The 15,414-nt window shown below is 72.4% G+C and carries 14 protein-coding genes and 2 tRNA genes; 3 read left to right on the top strand and 13 right to left on the bottom strand.

Going from position 1 to position 15,414, the window contains the following annotated elements; genetic code table 11:
• Both ACL02O_RS30420 and ACL02O_RS30415 read right to left on the bottom strand, forming a co-directional pair.
• A partial coding sequence (locus ACL02O_RS30420) for a nitroreductase family protein (RefSeq protein WP_412821615.1) occupies positions 1 to 737 on the bottom strand: 737 nt, incomplete at its 3' end.
• Positions 738 to 1,038: 301 nt separating this feature from the next.
• On the bottom strand, positions 1,039 to 1,872 hold the full coding sequence (locus ACL02O_RS30415) for a phosphoribosylaminoimidazolesuccinocarboxamide synthase (RefSeq protein ID WP_412821614.1): 834 nt from the start codon (positions 1,870 to 1,872) through the stop codon (positions 1,039 to 1,041).
• A 153-nt stretch (positions 1,873 to 2,025) separates the two neighbouring features.
• Here ACL02O_RS30415 and ACL02O_RS30410 point away from each other — a divergent pair, with 153 nt between their 5' ends.
• Positions 2,026 to 3,345: an ABC transporter substrate-binding protein gene (locus ACL02O_RS30410; protein ID WP_412821613.1), complete on the top strand. Its 1,320-nt coding sequence runs from the start codon at positions 2,026 to 2,028 to the stop codon at positions 3,343 to 3,345.
• 49 nt (positions 3,346 to 3,394) lie between these two features.
• Here ACL02O_RS30410 and ACL02O_RS30405 read toward each other — a convergent pair whose 3' ends face one another.
• The 9 genes from ACL02O_RS30405 to ACL02O_RS30365 form a co-directional block, all read right to left on the bottom strand.
• Positions 3,395 to 3,643 carry a hypothetical protein gene (locus ACL02O_RS30405; protein WP_412821612.1) on the bottom strand — a complete coding sequence of 83 codons (249 nt, stop codon included), beginning with the start codon at positions 3,641 to 3,643 and terminating at the stop codon, positions 3,395 to 3,397.
• A gap of 67 nt (positions 3,644 to 3,710) precedes the next feature.
• Positions 3,711 to 5,006, bottom strand: coding sequence for an MFS transporter (locus tag ACL02O_RS30400; protein ID WP_412821611.1), 1,296 nt, complete (start codon positions 5,004 to 5,006; stop codon positions 3,711 to 3,713).
• Positions 5,003 to 5,602, bottom strand: a complete 600-nt coding sequence (locus ACL02O_RS30395) for an ArsR/SmtB family transcription factor (protein WP_412821610.1) — start codon at positions 5,600 to 5,602, stop codon at positions 5,003 to 5,005. Before ACL02O_RS30395 ends, ACL02O_RS30400 begins: the two co-directional genes overlap by 4 nt.
• A 114-nt stretch (positions 5,603 to 5,716) precedes the next feature.
• Positions 5,717 to 5,790: transfer RNA gene (locus ACL02O_RS30390), tRNA-Met, on the bottom strand.
• A 139-nt stretch (positions 5,791 to 5,929) separates the two neighbouring features.
• Positions 5,930 to 6,003 (bottom strand) — tRNA-Met (locus ACL02O_RS30385).
• A gap of 49 nt (positions 6,004 to 6,052) precedes the next feature.
• Positions 6,053 to 6,976, bottom strand: coding sequence for a hypothetical protein (locus ACL02O_RS30380; protein WP_412821609.1), 924 nt, complete (start codon positions 6,974 to 6,976; stop codon positions 6,053 to 6,055).
• The gene (locus ACL02O_RS30375) at positions 6,966 to 7,475 is read right to left on the bottom strand and encodes a SigE family RNA polymerase sigma factor (RefSeq protein WP_412821608.1); all 510 of its coding nucleotides are present in this window, start codon (positions 7,473 to 7,475) and stop codon (positions 6,966 to 6,968) included. The genes ACL02O_RS30380 and ACL02O_RS30375 overlap by 11 nt, the downstream gene beginning before the upstream one ends.
• Positions 7,476 to 7,622: 147 nt before the next feature.
• Positions 7,623 to 10,592, bottom strand: coding sequence for a UPF0182 family membrane protein (locus tag ACL02O_RS30370; protein WP_412821607.1), 2,970 nt, complete (start codon positions 10,590 to 10,592; stop codon positions 7,623 to 7,625).
• Positions 10,593 to 10,716: 124 nt separating this feature from the next.
• Positions 10,717 to 11,730 carry a YlbL family protein gene (locus tag ACL02O_RS30365; RefSeq protein WP_412821606.1) on the bottom strand — a complete coding sequence of 338 codons (1,014 nt, stop codon included), beginning with the start codon at positions 11,728 to 11,730 and terminating at the stop codon, positions 10,717 to 10,719.
• Positions 11,731 to 11,913: 183 nt separating this feature from the next.
• On the opposite strand from ACL02O_RS30365, the gene ACL02O_RS30360 reads away from it, so the two are divergent.
• A complete protein-coding gene (locus ACL02O_RS30360; protein WP_412821616.1) occupies positions 11,914 to 13,116 on the top strand; it encodes a zinc-dependent metalloprotease in 1,203 nt (400 codons plus the stop codon).
• Between the two features lie 112 nt (positions 13,117 to 13,228).
• Here ACL02O_RS30360 and ACL02O_RS30355 read toward each other — a convergent pair whose 3' ends face one another.
• Both ACL02O_RS30355 and ACL02O_RS30350 read right to left on the bottom strand, forming a co-directional pair.
• Positions 13,229 to 13,975 (bottom strand): hypothetical protein, encoded by a 747-nt coding sequence (locus ACL02O_RS30355; protein WP_412821605.1) that lies wholly within the window; start codon positions 13,973 to 13,975, stop codon positions 13,229 to 13,231.
• 117 nt (positions 13,976 to 14,092) lie between these two features.
• The gene (locus tag ACL02O_RS30350; RefSeq protein ID WP_412821604.1) at positions 14,093 to 14,623 is read right to left on the bottom strand and encodes a M48 metallopeptidase family protein; all 531 of its coding nucleotides are present in this window, start codon (positions 14,621 to 14,623) and stop codon (positions 14,093 to 14,095) included.
• Positions 14,624 to 15,116: 493 nt separating this feature from the next.
• On the opposite strand from ACL02O_RS30350, the gene ACL02O_RS30345 reads away from it, so the two are divergent.
• Positions 15,117 to 15,284 carry a DUF5679 domain-containing protein gene (locus ACL02O_RS30345; protein WP_012014940.1) on the top strand — a complete coding sequence of 56 codons (168 nt, stop codon included), beginning with the start codon at positions 15,117 to 15,119 and terminating at the stop codon, positions 15,282 to 15,284.
• The last annotated feature ends 130 nt before the right edge of the window (positions 15,285 to 15,414 follow it).

The following is a 15,414-nucleotide window of genomic DNA, read 5'->3' as shown; positions in this document are numbered from 1 at the left end:
AAGCCGGAAAGCCGGTGTCGAAGTCGGCCACAGCCACTCGTTGATGGCAGCGAGGTGACTGGTGGCTGCGTAGCGCACGGCGAATTTGTTGAACCGGGTGGCGCCGGTGAATCACATCCCGCACCGTGATCCTCCTCCGCTCGGAGGATCTGCCGGGCACAGCGCTGCCCGGACAGCGACCAGGGGGCAGAACGCAGGTCGGCGATGCTGCGCCGGTCGCGGCTCCTCGGCGGCTCGTCGGCCGCCTTTCCAAGCGCGATCATGGACACGATCGCCCATCCCGGGTCCGGGTGCAGGTCTTCGGTGAGGCCTTCCAGGTTGAAGGCCCGGAACTGGTGGGCGGCCAGTCCCATCGCCTGAGCCTGGACGGTTAGGTGGGCGACGGCCTGGCCGAGGTCGTAGTCCGCGAACTCTGAGTAGGCCAGTTGCGGGTCGCCGACGTGACGGCGCGCCAGTGTGACGACGAGCAGGCCGGCGTCCAGCGCCCACCGGGCCGAGCTGGGCGCGAGGTGGCGCACCACCCGCTCGTGCTCCGGCTCCCCGGGCCGGCTCGCGTAGAACCCCCATGGCTGGGAATTTCCGGCGGACGGTGCCCACCGCGCGGCTTCCAACAGCAAGCCGACGGAGTAGTCGTCGACAACGGCCGAGGGGTCGAACCTGTAGGGGCTGAACCGTCCCGCCAGCAGAGGATGGATACCGCCGGGCGAGTCCAGATCATCTTGCATGTCCCGGTACAACCGACCACCATACGGGCCCATTCCAGCTCGGGCGGTGGTAGATCGAGACCTTCGGAGCAGGGCACTCGCCAGGAGGTCGCCCTGCCGCACGTCGCACCGGTCCGGGTCGGGACAGGTGGCCGCCGGTGACCGGCGTCGGCCCGGGGCCGCGCCGCGTTGAGCGCGGCAGGGATCCCCCGCGCGCAGTTCTCGCGGTCCTGCGCCGGCCCGACTTGCGGCGACCCGCCGCGTCCCGCCGCCGGCACACGCCGGACTGCCGCAATCCGGGGTCGATCACCGCCCGGTTCGGGGAGTGTCCCGGTCAGTCCCAGCGGTTGCCGGTGAGCTTCTCGTAGACCTCGACGTAGCGCGCCCGGGTCGCCTCGACCACCTCGCCCGGCACCTCGGGGGCGGGCGGCTGCTTGTCCCAGCCGCTGCCGGTGGCCCAGTCCCGGACGTACTGCTTGTCGTAGGAGAACTGGGCGCGGCCCGGCTGGTACGACTCGGCCGGCCAGAACCGGGAGGAGTCGGAGGTGAGCACCTCGTCGGCGAGGACCAGGGTGCCGTCCGGAGCCCAGCCCAGCTCGATCTTGGTGTCGGCGACCAGGATGCCCCGGTCGGCGGCGATCTCCGCGCCCCGGCAGTAGATGTCGACGGTGATCTGTCGCAGCCGCTCGGCGGTCTCCACACCGACCTTGTCGACCACCTGGGCGTACGTGATCGGCTCGTCGTGCTCGCCCTTGGGCGCCTTGGTCGACGGGGTGAAGATCGGCTCGGGCAGGATCGACGCCTCCATCAGCCCCCGGGGCAACTCCACGCCGGAGACCGCTCCGGTGCGCTGGTATTCGGCGAAGCCGCCGCCGGTCAGGTAGCCGCGGGCCACGCACTCCACCGGGACCATCTCCAACCGCCGGCAGCGGATCGCCCGGCCGGCGAACTCCGCCGGCACGTCGGTGGCCGAGATGACGTGGTTCGGCACCAGGTCGCCGAGCTGCTCGAACCACCACAGCGACAGGGCGGTGAGCAGGCGACCCTTGTCCGGGATCGGGGTCGGCAGCGCCACGTCGTAGATGGAGATCCGGTCGGAGGCGACCAGGATGAGGTCGTCGCCGTCGGCGTAGACGTCCCGGACCTTGCCCGAGTGCAGAAGTTCCACGGCGTTAGTACACCATGGGAGCGGTGCCCCGCCCGGCGCGGCCACCGACCGTTGCACCGGCCCCGGACCCGAGGCGCGCCGGGACGGCGTTGACACCCCCGCCCGCGGCCTGTGTAAATGGTCCGTCCGCCACCGCCGCCCCAGGAGAACCCCGTGCCCGCTCCGCAGCCCGCGTCCCGCCCCGGCCTCGACCGGCGGCGGCTCCTCGGCGCGCTGACCGGGCTGCCGCTGCTCGGCGGCGGGCTGGCCGGTTGCTCCCCGGACGAGCAGACCCGCACCGACGACGGGCCGATCGAGCTGTCCGTCTTCTGGTGGGGCGGCAATCAGCGGGCCGAGGCCACCGAGAAGGCGCTGCGCCTCTATTCCCAGCAGAACCCCCGGGTGCGTTTCCGGATCACCTGGCAGAGCCAGAGCGGCTACTACGACCGGCTCGCCACCCAGGCCACCGGCGGCAACGTGCCCGACCTGTTCCAGGTCGACGACACCGTGCTCGCCGAGTACGCCCAACGGGAGATCGTCCTCGACCTCACCCGGTACGTCGCGGACGGCCGGCTCGACCTGCGCGGCCTGCCGGAGAACCTGGCCCGGTACGGCCGGGTGGACGAGCGGACCATGGCGGTTCCCGCCGCGCAGACCAACGCCGCGCTGGTCTACAACCGGGACCTGCTGCGCCGCCTCGGGGTGCCCGAACCGCACACCGGCATGTCCTGGAAGGAGTACGTGGGCTGGGCGACCCAGGTCACCCGGACGTCCGGCAACCGGGTGGCCGGCACGATGGACCCCTCCGGCGACTACCGGGCGCTCTGGCTCTGGCTGCGCGGGCAGGGTGGTGAGCTGTATCAGGGTCGCCAGCTCGGCTTCAGCTCCGCCGAACTGCTCGACTGGTTCGAGTTCTGGGAGGTGGCCCGGTCCGACCGCGCCACGCCGAGCGCCGCGCTGGTGGAGCTGGCGGACACCGGGGAGCCGGCCAAGCAGCTGGTGGTCACCGGGCACGCGGCGGCGTCCTTCGCCTGGTCGCACCAGTTCCCGGAACTCCAGCGCCTGACCGACGACGAGCTCGGCATGGTCGCCCTGCCGGGCACCCCGGCCGCGCAGTGGCCGCGGGCGTCGATGTACTGGGCCGCGTTCCGGGGGACCCGCCAGCCCGGGGTGGTCGTCGACGTGATCAACTTTCTGACCAACAACGTGGCCGCCGGTCGGATCCTGGGCACCGAGCGCGGGCTGAACCCGAGCGTCTCCGTCCGGCGGTTCGTCACCGATGGCAGCACCGACCGGACCGTCAAGCGGATGGTGGCCCTCGACACCGATCTCGCCGACCTGATGGGTCCGGCGCCCGCTCCCCCGCCCAAGGGCCACGCGCGGGTCCGTACCCTCCTCATCGCCACGGCGGAGAGCATCCGCGCGAAGCAGGCCGGGCCCCGGACGGCGACCTCGAAGTTCATGGCGCAGGCGAACGCGGCTCTGGCCGCGTAACCCCGCCCCGGCCCGGCCACTTGGACCGGACCGCGGCCGAGGGCGCGGGTCAGCGCGGCGGTCCGCCGCGCCGGTTGCGCATCAGTAGCAGCACCAGCAGCACGATCACGACGACCACCGGGAGGCAGCAGAGCAGCCCGAGAAAGCCGCCACCGCCCCGGGGCCGCCGCCGGGCAGCCTCCACCACCAGCTCGCCGGTGCCCGTGGACGCCCAGGCCGCGACCGGCACGAACACCGAGAGCACGACCGCACCGAGGACCGCGCCGAGCCGTCCCCACCACCTGTTCCAAGCAGACATGCCCTCATCCTCGCCGAGCGGCGCAACCCGGGCGGCGCGGGCACGACGAACCCGGTCCGCCCGACGCTCATCGCCCCGCCGGGGCGAGGCTGCCGGCCCGGCGGCCCTCGTCGAGCTGGTCCAGCGAGCGCACCCTCGGGATCGGCGACGGGAGCAACCAGAGCACGCACAGGGTCCCGCCGATCGCCGCGATCCACACCGTGGGCCGCAGGCCCAGCCAACTGCCGAGCGCTCCGCCGGTCAGCGCCCCCAGGGGCCGGACCCCGTAGTTGATGGTCGAGTACGCCCCGGAGACCCGGCTGCGCAGGCTGTCGGGGATGACGGTGGCGTTGAGCGCGTTGAGGTTGACGTCGAACAGCATCACGCCGACCCCGGAGAGGAACTCGGCTCCCGCCACCAGCGCAACCCGCGCCCAGAGCGGGCCTCCGGCGACGGCCACCAGGACGATCGAGGCCGGGAAGACGACGGCGCCGAGCACGATGCAGCGGCCCACGCCGATCCGGGCGGACAGGCGCGGCGCAGCGACCGCGCCCAGCAGGCCGCCGGCCGCGCCGCCCCCGAGAGCCAGGCCGAGCAGCCCGGCGGGGAGGTCGAGCGTACGGCTGGCGAAGAGCACGAGCAGGGCGTTGAAGATGAAGCTGAAGTAGTTGACGGTGGCCGCGCAGCCGAGGCCGGCCCGCAGCACGGGGTGGCCGAGGGTGAACCGGATCCCCTCCCGGGCCCGCTGCCACAGCCGACCGGTCGCCGCGTCGCCGGTGCCGCCGGCCCGGACGAGGCGGGCCCGGCCGACACCCAGCGCGGACAGCAGGAACGAGACCGCGTCCACGCCGATCGCGATCGGCGCCGTCAACGCCTGGACGAGCACACCCCCGAGGGCCGGACCGGCGATGAACGAGACGGACCGGCTGGCGCTGAGCGCGCTGTTCGCCGCCAGGTAGCCGGACCGGTCCACCAGCAGCACGAAGAAGGCCGGGTACGTGGTGTTGAACAGCACCGAGGCGGCCCCGGTCAGCAGCGCCACGGCGTAGAGCTGGACCAGCGTGCCGGCGTCGAACGCGAACGCGATCGGCACCGTCGCGAGCAACGCGGCCCGGATCAGATCGGCCGCCACCAGGAGCCGCCGCTTGTTCGGCTGCCGGTCCACCCAGGTGCCGAGGAGGATCCCGGCGAGGTTCGGCAGCCACACCAGCGCGGTCAGCACCGACACCTGGGCGGCGGTGGCGTCGAGGAGGAGCACCGCGAGAAGCGGGAAGGCCAGTTCGGAGATCCGGTCGCCGAACTGCGAGACGGTGTGCGCCAGGAAGAAGGACCGGAAGCCGGGCTCGTGGAGCAGCGGGCGGCGGCGCTGCTCCGGGCCGCTCACCGCTCCTCCGCCTCGGGCAGCACGTAGCGCATGAACCGTACGTGGCGGCCGTCCGTCGGCTGGTCGTCCAAGTCCCGGGTGACGTACGGCGCGAGCACCTGCTCCATCGCGGCGTTGACGGCGGCCAGCTCGGCGGCGGTCAGCCGGACGGTGGTGTTCGACAGGCCGGCCTCCCGTCGCCACTCCGGCGCGAGATCCGGCTCGACCTCGAACATCCAGCGTCGGGGAAGGTCCGCGTACTGGGTGAAGATGGCGCGACTCAGCACCTGGCTGGCGGCCTGCCCCTCCTCATCCTCGGGGAAGGTGAACCGGAAGCCGCGGGCACTCGCCGCCCAGTACCGCTTCCGGGCGTCGCCACCGGTCCCGCTGTCCCGGACCAGGCCGAAACCGGCCAGGTGCCGCAGGTGCCAGCTGGTGACCGAGGGGGTCGCCCCGACGTGCTCGGCGAGCTCGGTGGCGGTCGCCGGGCCGTACCGCTGCAACCGCGACAGGATGGCCAGCCGGACCGGATGGGAGAGCGCCCGCATCGCCGTCGGGTTGGTCAGCTCGAGGTCGCCGTACGGGTTGCCCTCATGGCCGGGATTTCTGAGAGACATACTTCGAACGTACTTTCTCAGATTTTTCGGCAAGCCCCTGCCGGCGGCTCTCCGCAGGTGGCGGGAAAACGGCGAAAGGCCCCGGAGCGGAACTCCGGGGCCTTTCGCGACGAGTAGCGGGGACAGGATTTGAACCTGCGACCTCTGGGTTATGAGCCCAGCGAGCTACCGAGCTGCTCCACCCCGCGTCGGCTCGTACAGCCTATCGCATCCTCGCCGTGGAGATCAGCCGGGTCCCCCGATCCGGCCCGGCGGCCGGTTCGCGACCCGACGGCTCGCGACATGACGAAGGCCCCGGAGCGGAACTCCGGGGCCTTTCGCGACGAGTAGCGGGGACAGGATTTGAACCTGCGACCTCTGGGTTATGAGCCCAGCGAGCTACCGAGCTGCTCCACCCCGCGTCGGCTCGTCCACCGTAGCGCACCGGCCCAGGGGGCGCAAAACGGGCCCTCACCCCAGCCATCTCCGCAGCGCCTCGGCCGCCCGCCGGCTGTCCGCGTCGAACTGCGCGCGGTCGGTCGAGCCGCCCTCCCAGCCCTGCTCCCAGAGCACGGTGACCACGTCGCCGAGACGGATCGCGCGGACCAGGTGGACCTCCTCGCCGCCGGTCTGGTCGCCGTTGACGTCGAGGTACGGGTGGCGGATCTCGAACAGCACCGACTCGTCGCCGTACCCGCCGTCGGCCAGCAGGCGCTGGGTCGAGGAGACGTCCGACCTTCCGTACAGCGGCTGCTCCGGGCAGTCCCGCACGGCCCGGAGCAGTTCCCGCAGCGCGTCGTCGCCCCGGCCGGCCCGGTAGATCGTGATGCCGTGCCGGTACAGCCCGGCCGGCACCGACGCCGGCGGCGCGTCCGGCATCGTGAACGGCATCGTCCGCACCCGACGCCGCACGATCTGCGCCTCGCCCGGCGTCGCGCCGCACAGGTCGGGCAGCACGGGATTCCCCACGAAGGTCCCCGGATCCCCGGTGTCGTTCCCGGGGGCCAGAGTGAAGAAGGCCCGGTCCGGGATGCTCGTCGGGGTGGACACCGTCGGCCCCGTGCCCGTCGTCGGCGACGCGGCCGGCGTACGCGAGGGCGGGGCGGTGCGACTCGGCGAGGGCGATGGCGTCGCGCTGGTGGGCGCCGCCGACGGAGTGCCGGTGGGGCTGGCGGCCGGCGGCGGGCCCGGCGCGGTGTCCGGCCCGGCGGTGAGGACCATCCGCGAACCGGCGGCGGTGCCGGCGACCAGCATCGCGACGGCCAGGGCGCCCAGCGCGCCCCGGTTGCGCGCCCGGCGGTCGGCGCGCCGACGCAGCTGGTCCGGGGCCGGCAGCACCCGCTCGTCGGTGTCGGCGGCCAGAGACCGGTAGAGGCGGGTCAGATCACGCGACATCGTTCACCTCCAGCTCCTCGGTGACCACGCCGGGCAGCAGCTCGGCCAGCCGGGCACGGCCACGGGCCAACCAGGACTTCACGGTGCCGGTGGGAACGCCGGCCTCCCGGGCGACCTCCTCCACCGACATGTCGAACAGGTAGTGCAGAGCGAGGGCCTGTCGCTGCCGGGCCGGCAACTGCCGGAGCGCGCCGACCAGCAGGACGGTCTCCTCGCCCGGTGGACGTACGTCGTCCGGCGGCCCGGTCCGGCTGGCCGCCAGCCGCCAGAGGCGCAACCGCCGCCAGCGGTCGGTGGCGAGCCGGCTGATCACCAGCCGCAGCCACGCCTCGGGGGCCGGATGGGCGACCAGCTTGTCCCACTGCCGCCAGGCCCGCGCGTAGGCCTCCTGGACGAGGTCCTGGGCCTCGACGGGGTCGTCCGCCACCGCGTAGCCGTACCGCAGCATCCGCGCCGAGGTGCTGCGGTAGAAGTCGTCGAAGCTGTTCACGTCCCGCATTAAGAGTCCGCCTCCCTCCGGTCCACCTGTTCTGATGACGGTGGAACCGGAACTCGGGTTGCGGGGGATCGCGTCCGGAACGTGACAGGCCCGTGGCCCGGGACCGCTACGGGTTCCGGGCCACGGGCCTGCGTGGTCGGGTGGGCGTCAGCCGTTCGGCGAGGGGGACGGCGAGGCCGACTGCGGCCCGGACGGGCTGCCGCTCCCCGATGGTCCGGCCGCCGCCTGCGCGTCCTGGAAGGCGGTCATGGCCTCGTCCAGCGCCTTCAACGCCCGCCCGTACCGCTCGAAGTCGCCGGACGCCTGGGCGGCCCGGACCTCGCCGATCGCGCTCTGCACCCGGTCGGCGGCCTGGGCCAGCTCCCCGCTGACCGCCGGCGGGCCGGCGCCGCCGGGCGGCGTGACCTCCCCGCCGGGTGGCGGCGGGTTGCCCGAGGCGGCCCGCTTGCCCTGCTCGACGAGCTGCTTGATGCCGTCGGGCAGGTTGTCCGCCAGCACCATGTAGGAACCGCCGTCACCGTACGAGAGCAGCACCTTCTGCAGCAGCGGGTAGGCGTCCTGCTGGTTGCTCTTCACGTAGACCGGCTCGACGTAGAGCATGCCGTTGCCGAACGGCAGCGACAGCAGGTTGCCGTACAGCACCTGCGCCTGGTTGGACTGCAACAGGTTGAGCTGCTGCCGGATGTTCGAGTTGGTGTTGATCATCTGCTGGTGCACCTGGACCGGCCCGGCGGTGCGGGTCTGGTCGGGCAGGTCCAGCACCTCCAGCCGGGGCTGGCCGTCGACGTACGACCCGGAGATCAGCGCGGCGAGGTTCTGCCGGCCGTTCGGGGTGACCGCGGAGGTGAGCTGGAAGCGCGGCCCCGCGTCCTGGCCCGGGAACTGCGTGTAGAGGTAGTACGGCGGCTGCTTCTGCCCGCTGTCCGGCGCGTCCGGCACGTTGGGCACCTGCCAGAAGTCCTGCCCCGAGTAGAAGTCGCCCGGGTCGGTGACGTGGAACCGGGTGAGCAGGTTGCGCTGCACCTTGAACAGGTCCGACGGGTAGCGGAAGTGTGCCGCCAGCTCCGGCGGGATGTCCGCCTTCGGCAGCACCAGGTCGCCGCCGAACGCCTTGTTCCACGCCTTGAGCACCGGGTCGGTGTCGTCGAACGCGTAGAGCCGGACCGTGCCGTCGTACGCGTCGACCGTCGCCTTGACCGAGTTGCGGATGTAGTTGACGTTCTCCCGGGCGAGCTGGAAGGTGCCCCGCCCGGTCAGCTCGTCGGCGGTCTCGGCCTGGAGGTTGACCCGGTCCGCGTACGGGTAGGTCGCCGCGGTGGTGTAGCCGTCCACGATCCACTGGACCCGCCCGTTCACCACCGCCGGGTACGGGTCGCCGTCCAGGGTGAGGAACGGCGCGACCTTCTCCACCCGGTCCCGCGGGTTACGCACGTAGAGCAGCTTGGAGTTCTGGTTCAGCTGCTCGGAGAGGAGGAAGTTCGACTCCTGCTCCTTGATCGCGTAGAGCAGCCGGCGGCCGAACGAGCCGATCTTGACGCCGCCCTCGCCGGTGTAGGTGTAGTACTGCTCGCCGCCGGTCGAGGTCGGGCGGTCGAACTCGACGTTGCGGTCCCCGGTCTGCCCGACGATCGCGTAGTCGTCGGACTCCATCCGCTCGCCGTAGTAGATCCGCGGCTGCTGCGCCGGGATCTGCTCGGTCGGCGAGGAGCAGCCCTGCTCCTCCTTGCTCTGCTCGCCGAGGAAGCCGGAGACGAAGTACGGCAGGCCGTTGCAGATCTGGTTGGCCGGGGCCGCGACCAGGCCGTAGCCGTGGGTGTAGACGGTGTGCCGGTTGATCCAGTTGCTCTGCTGCGGGGTCAGCTCACCGTAGTTGATCTCCCGGACGCCGACCACGTAGTCGGCGGTCTTGCCGCCCACCGTGTACCGGTCGATGTCCAGCTTCGGCCCGAAGTCGTAGAAGCCGCGCACCTGCTGGAGCTGGGTGTAGGTCTCGGAGACCAGTTGCGGGTCGAGCAGCCGGGCGTTCTGCACCACCGAGGTGTCGGTGGCCAGGCTGGCCGGCGGGGTGAGGTTGCTCGCCGCGTACGACTTGATGTTGGTGTCGGTCAGCCCGAACGCCGACCGGGTCGCCTCGATGCTGCGCTGGATGTACGGCGCCTCCTTGTCGCGGGCGCTCGGCTTGACCTCGAAGGTCTGCACCGCCCACGGGTAGATGCCGCCGATCGCCACCGCGGAGACGCCGAGCAGGGCCAGCGCGATGCCGGGCCAGACCAGGTTCCGCATCACCGCGTTGGAGAACACGATGATCACGATCGCCACCACGATCGAGATGTACGCCAGGATCTCCTTCGCCGGGAGCAGCGCGTTCACGTCCGCGTAGCCGGCGCCGTAGAGCTTGGCACCCTCGTTGTACTCGAGCAGCATCGCCCGCCGGTCCAGCACGTACGCGACGGCCTTGAGCAGGACGAAGACGGCGACCAGCGTGCTCAGGTGGGCGCGGGCGGCATTGGTCATCCGGTCCCCGACGCCCTGCAGCCGCACCCCGCCGAAGACGTAGTGCACGGCCAGCGCGCCGAGCAGGGACAGCACCACCGCGGTGAACCCGACCCCGAGCAGGTAACGCCAGAACGGCAGCTGGAAGACGTAGAAGCCGATGTCGACGCCGAACTCCGGGTCCTTCACGCCGAAGCTGCCGCCGTTGCGGAACAGCAGCCACTGGCCCCACCGGCTCTGCGCGGAGAGCCCGGCGAACAGCCCGATCACCGCGGAGACCACGGCGATCCAGGTGCCGAGCCGGGGGCTCAGCAGCACCCGGTAGCGCTCGAGGGTGGCCTGCTCCGGGGAGTGCGGGCGCAGCTGGGGCCGCAGCCGGTACGCCAGCCAGAGGTTCCCGGCGATGATCAGCGCCATGCCGAGCCCGACCAGGAGGAACAGCAGCAGCCGGGTGGCGAGGACGCCGGTGAAGACCTGGGTGTAGCGGACCTCGTCGAACCAGAGCCAGTCGGTCCACGCGTTGACTCCCCACCCGAGCAGGGTGAAGAGCACGAACACCCCGATCAGGACCCCGATGGTGACGCGTCCGCGCCGGCTCATCCTCGGCAGGGGACTGCTACGCATGACCACTGTTGGCTCCGCACGCTCGATGTGATCGGCTCCGACCAGGCACCCAGAGTACGGGGTGTTCCTGAACACGTCGGGTCAAGGTCACGTCACGATCCTCGCGCGACCGCAACCGGCCGGGTCAGCAGCGGGTGGGCTGCCCACCGGCGCGCAGCGTCTCCAGCGCCTTCAGCGCGTCGTCCAGCGATGTCACCCTGAGCAACGGCAGATCGGGCTGGGGGTTGCGGACCGCCTCGGCGCAGTTGTCGGCGGGCACCAGGAAGACCTTCGCTCCGGCCTCCTTCGCGCCGACCAGCTTCTGCGCGATGCCGCCGATCGGTCCGACCCGGCCCTCGTCGTCGATCGTGCCGGTGCCCGCGATGACCTTCCCGCCGGTCAGGTCGGCCGGCTCCAGCTTGTCGACGATGCCGAGGGCGAACATCAACCCGGCGCTCGGCCCGCCGATGTCCCCCAGGTCGATCTTGAGGGTGAACGGGTGCGGCTGCTGCTGATCGATCTCGATGCCGATCCGCGGCCGGCCGTCCTGCTCCCGGGTGGTCACCGTGGCGGTGCCCGGCACGTCGGCGCGGGTGTAGCCGATCTTCAGCTCGGTTCCCGCCGGCTTGGCCCGGATCAGCTCGGTGAGCTTGGCGACGCTGGTCACCTGCTGGCCGTCGACCGAGGTGAGCACGTCGTTGGGTTTGAACACGCCGACCGACGGCCCGCCTGGGGTGACCGCCTTCACCAGCACCCGGATCGGGAAGCCCAGCTCACGCAGCGCGGCGGTCTCCGCGCTGGTCTGCGAGTTCTGGAAGTCCTCGGCGTTGCGCTTCTCGACCTCCTCCTGCGACTCGCCCGGCGGGTAGACCAGCTCGCGCGGCACCACCGCCTCGTCCCTGGAGAACCAGCCGGCCAGCGCGGAGCGGAGCCGGACCGTGGGCTGCACGCCGACCGTGGTGAGCCGCAGCTGACCGGCGGAGGTGGACGTCGCCCGCCCGGTGACCTGGATGATCTCCTTGCCGTCCGCGGTGCCGAGGGTGTTGACCGTCGGGCCCGGGCCGAGCACCACGTACGGGATGGGCACGCTCAGCACGCCGACGCTGAGCAGGGCGGTGAGCAGTGCACCGAGCAGGACGGTCACGCCGCGACGTCTCATGGGGCAGAGCGTACCGATCCGGGCGGGGACGTCCGGCGCGGTGACTGCCGGACTTCGCCGTCAGCGCAACGCCGGCGGCGCGACCTGCGGCGCGGCACGCGTACCGTAGACGACGTGCCTGATATTCCGTTCGGCTTCGCGCTCCCGGGTGGGCAACCACCAGACCCCAACGATCCCGCGCAGATGCAGCAGTTCATGTCGCAGTTGCAGCACCTGCTCTCCGCGCCGGGGAGCGGGCCGGTCAACTGGGACCTCGCCCGTCAGGTGGCCGCGAGCCAGCTCGCCGCCAACGGCGACCCGGCGGTTTCGCCGTTCGAACGCAACGCGGTGGAGGAGGCGCTCCGGATCGCCGACCTCTGGCTGGAGCCGGCCACCTCGTGGCCCTCCGGCATCCGGTCGTCGGTCGCCTGGAACCGCAACGAGTGGATCTACAAGACCCTCGACGTCTGGCGCAAGCTCTGCGACCCGGTGGCCAGCCGGATGGTCGGCGCGATGGGCGACCTGGTGCCGCCGGAGGCCCGGGCCCAGCTCGGCCCGATGCAGTCGATGGTCGCCACGCTGGGCGGTGCGCTCTTCGGCGGCCAGCTCGGCCAGGCGCTCGGCTCGCTCGCCGCCGAGGTGCTCTCCGCCGGGGACATCGGCCTGCCGCTCGGCCCGGCCGGCGCCGCCGCGCTCATCCCGGCCAACATCCGCGTGTACGGCGAGGGCCTGGAGCTGCCCGAGGACGAGGTCCGCCTCTACGTGGCCCTGCGCGAGGCCGCCCACCAGCGGCTCTTCCAGCACGTACCGTGGCTGCGCGGGCACGTGCTCACCGCGGTGGAGAACTACGCCGCGGGCATCCGGGTCAACCGGGAGGCGATCGAGGAGGCGATGGGCCGGGTCGACCCGACCGACCCGGAGTCCATGCAGGCGATCGCCCTGGAGGGCATTTTCACTCCCGAGGACACTCCGGCCCAGAAGGCCTCGCTGGCCCGGCTGGAGACGGTGCTCGCCCTGGTCGAGGGCTGGGTGTGCCACGTGGTGGACAGCGCCGCGGGCGACCGCCTGCCCAACGTCGTACGGCTCGGCGAGGCGTTCCGCCGCCGTCGGGCCGCGGGCGGGCCGGCCGAGCAGACCTTCGCCGCCCTGGTCGGCCTGGAGCTGCGGCCGCGCCGGCTGCGCGAGGCCACCGTCCTCTGGGCGGCGCTGACCGAGCACCGCGGGATCGCCGGCCGGGACGCGGTCTGGGGCCACCCCGACCTGCTCCCCTCGGACGACGACTTCGCCAACCCGGAGGCGTTCGCGGCGACCAGCACCGACCTGGACGAGGAGCTGGCGAACTTCGACTTCAGCGCCCCCGGCGCCCCTGAGGAGCAGCCCCCGGGCGAGGACGACGACAAGTCCTGATCCGCACCGCCGAGATCCGCACCACCGCAGCGAAGACGTGGCCTTTCGCGGCGATTGTGCGGATCTTGCGGTACCCGGCGGGCGTTCCCGGCGGCGGGGCGGGTCCGGCGGGTCAGCCGGTCCGGCCGGAGAGCAGGGCGCGGGTGGCCTCCCAGCCCTCGAAGGCCGGGTCGAGGGTGGCGAGGTCGGCCGGTCCGCGCAGCCGGCGCCAGCCGGCGGTGACCGCCACGTCCCCGGGGCGCGGGGCGGCCGCGCGCACCTCGGCCGGCGCGGCCGTGTCCAGGTCCACCGTCGGCAGCCAGTCCGGTACGGGCAGCCGGGCCGCCACGCCGAGCAGGCCGGGGCCGCTCCCCTCCGCCGGGGCCACCGCAACCGGCCGGCTGGACAGCGGTCGGAGCAGCTTGCCGAGGGTGAGCCCCGGCACGTCCGGCGCGTCGGCGACCACCACGGCCGCCTGGTCGTACCCGGTCGGCGCGGTCTCGCTGGCAGGCGCGGTCTCGCCGGTCGGCGCGGTGCCGGCGGTCGGGGCGGTGCCGGCGGGCGGGGCGGTGCCGGCGGGCGGGGCGGGGTCGCCGGCCGGGGCGGCCTCCACCACCGGTCCGGCGGAGGGGGCCAGGGCGGCGAAGACGGCGTTGGCGGTGGGTTCCGGCACCTCGAACACCGCCGTGCCGGGCCAGACCACCTCGTCAGCCAGCCAACGCTCCCCCGGGGTCACCGCGACCGCGGTCTCCACCTCGTTGAGCGTGGCCAGCAGGTCCACCACGTCCTCGGCGAGCGCGGCGCGCCACCGGACCGGGTCGATCCCCGGGGGCGTCCAGGCCACCGGTCCGAGCAACGCCACCACCACACGTCGTGCCATGCCCGACCCTAACCCGCACCGCCGTCTCGGCATGATCGACTCGTGTCGCGGAGAAGCGGGACGTCGATCGGCCGAGAAGGGACGCCGTGCCGCAACCCGAGTGGATCAGGCAGCCGGTCAGTCGGCCAGGGTCACGCCGACGGCGGAGGCGACGCCCTCCAGGTAGCCGCGGGCACGCTCGGTCTTCGAGTACCGGCCGACCAGCGCCCAGAACGCGGCGTTGTGGCTGGGTACGATCAGGTGCGTCAGCTCGTGCAGGAGCACGTAGTCGACCACCCAGTCGGGCATGTCCTGGATCCGGTGCGAGATCCGGATGGTGCGGTCGGCGGGGGTGCAGGAGCCCCAGCGACCGTTCTGGTTGGTGACCCAGCGGACGCTGGCGGGGGCGGCCGCGACGACGTGCTCGGGCAGGTACAGGTTGATCAGCCGGGTCGCCCGGGCCAGCAGTTCGGCGTCGGAGCGGGCGAGCCGCCCCTCCCGGGCGGCGAGCCGGGCCAGCATCCGGTCGACCCACTCGCTCTCCTCGGCCCGGGAGAACTGGTCGGGGATGAGCACCACGACCCGCTCCCCGTCCCGGTACGCGGACACCGTGCGTCGCCGGCGCTGACTGCGCCGCACCTCGACGACGGGCTTCCGCGTCCCGGCCATCACTGGTCCGCGCAGCCTCGGATGACTGTCACGAGGGAAAGCTAATGCGTACTGACCAGGGGTCCGCAAGAGTCAACACGACGACACGCGCCCGGAAAATGACGGTTGGTCGTCAGGAGTCCTGAAAAAATTCTTTGCGGAAGACCCGCCCGGCACTCCGGAGCGTCACCTCCAGGCCCTGAGTCACGTTAGGTGATCTACGGGCGGACCGCCGCGCGGGGGCCTCCTGAAGGGGGATCTGAGCGTGTTCACCCGGCGTGTCCCCGCCAAACTGACTTATCCGACGTAATGCTGCATGCACACTCTCGACGTCGACTAGCTCACAGAGTCGGCGCACAGCTGACATGGAACTGCCCAGACCTGGGTAGGGTCCGCCAACCAGCGGTCACGAGCGTGGCCGCCGAGAACCCCCCGGCGCCGGCGCCACGCGTGGCCCGCCGCAGGGAAACGCGCCGGGACGGCATGTCCGGCGGAGGAGACGAGGAGGGCTACCGTGGCCGACCAGGCCCAGACCTACAACGGTTACTGCGTGAAGTGCAAGGAGAAGCGGGACTTCGAGGGCCGCGTGGAGGTCTCGAAGACCGGCATGAACATGGCCAAGGGCAAGTGCCCGGTGTGCGGTACAACAGTGAACCGCATCCTCGGCAAGGCCAAGGTCTGACCCGTACGGGACGCGGGGGGGGGGGGGGGGGGGGGGGGGGGGGGGGGGCTCACCCCCCCCCTCCCCCCCCCCCCCCCCCCCCCCCCCCGTTCACCCCCCCCTCCTCCCCCCCCCCGACCCCCCCTCCCAC

This window comes from Micromonospora mangrovicola (assembly GCF_047200535.1).
Taxonomy (GTDB): Bacteria; Actinomycetota; Actinomycetes; order Mycobacteriales; family Micromonosporaceae; genus Micromonospora.
This window is presented reverse-complemented; position numbering and strand designations above follow the sequence as displayed.

What these genes read in the sequence shown, in the direction of transcription:
- ACL02O_RS30405 (WP_412821612.1), bottom strand. Translation starts at nt 3,643, where the DNA reads ATGTCTGCTTGGAACAGGTGGTGGGGACGGCTCGGCGCGGTCCTCGGT.
- ACL02O_RS30395 (WP_412821610.1), bottom strand. Translation starts at nt 5,602, where the DNA reads ATGTCTCTCAGAAATCCCGGCCATGAGGGCAACCCGTACGGCGACCTC.
- ACL02O_RS30380 (WP_412821609.1), bottom strand. Translation starts at nt 6,976, where the DNA reads ATGTCGCGTGATCTGACCCGCCTCTACCGGTCTCTGGCCGCCGACACC.
- ACL02O_RS30375 (WP_412821608.1), bottom strand. Translation starts at nt 7,475, where the DNA reads ATGCGGGACGTGAACAGCTTCGACGACTTCTACCGCAGCACCTCGGCG.
- ACL02O_RS30370 (WP_412821607.1), bottom strand. Translation starts at nt 10,592, where the DNA reads ATGCGTAGCAGTCCCCTGCCGAGGATGAGCCGGCGCGGACGCGTCACC.
- ACL02O_RS30365 (WP_412821606.1), bottom strand. Translation starts at nt 11,730, where the DNA reads ATGAGACGTCGCGGCGTGACCGTCCTGCTCGGTGCACTGCTCACCGCC.
- ACL02O_RS30360 (WP_412821616.1), top strand. Translation starts at nt 11,914, where the DNA reads ATGCAGCAGTTCATGTCGCAGTTGCAGCACCTGCTCTCCGCGCCGGGG.
- ACL02O_RS30355 (WP_412821605.1), bottom strand. Translation starts at nt 13,975, where the DNA reads ATGGCACGACGTGTGGTGGTGGCGTTGCTCGGACCGGTGGCCTGGACG.
- ACL02O_RS30350 (WP_412821604.1), bottom strand. Translation starts at nt 14,623, where the DNA reads ATGGCCGGGACGCGGAAGCCCGTCGTCGAGGTGCGGCGCAGTCAGCGC.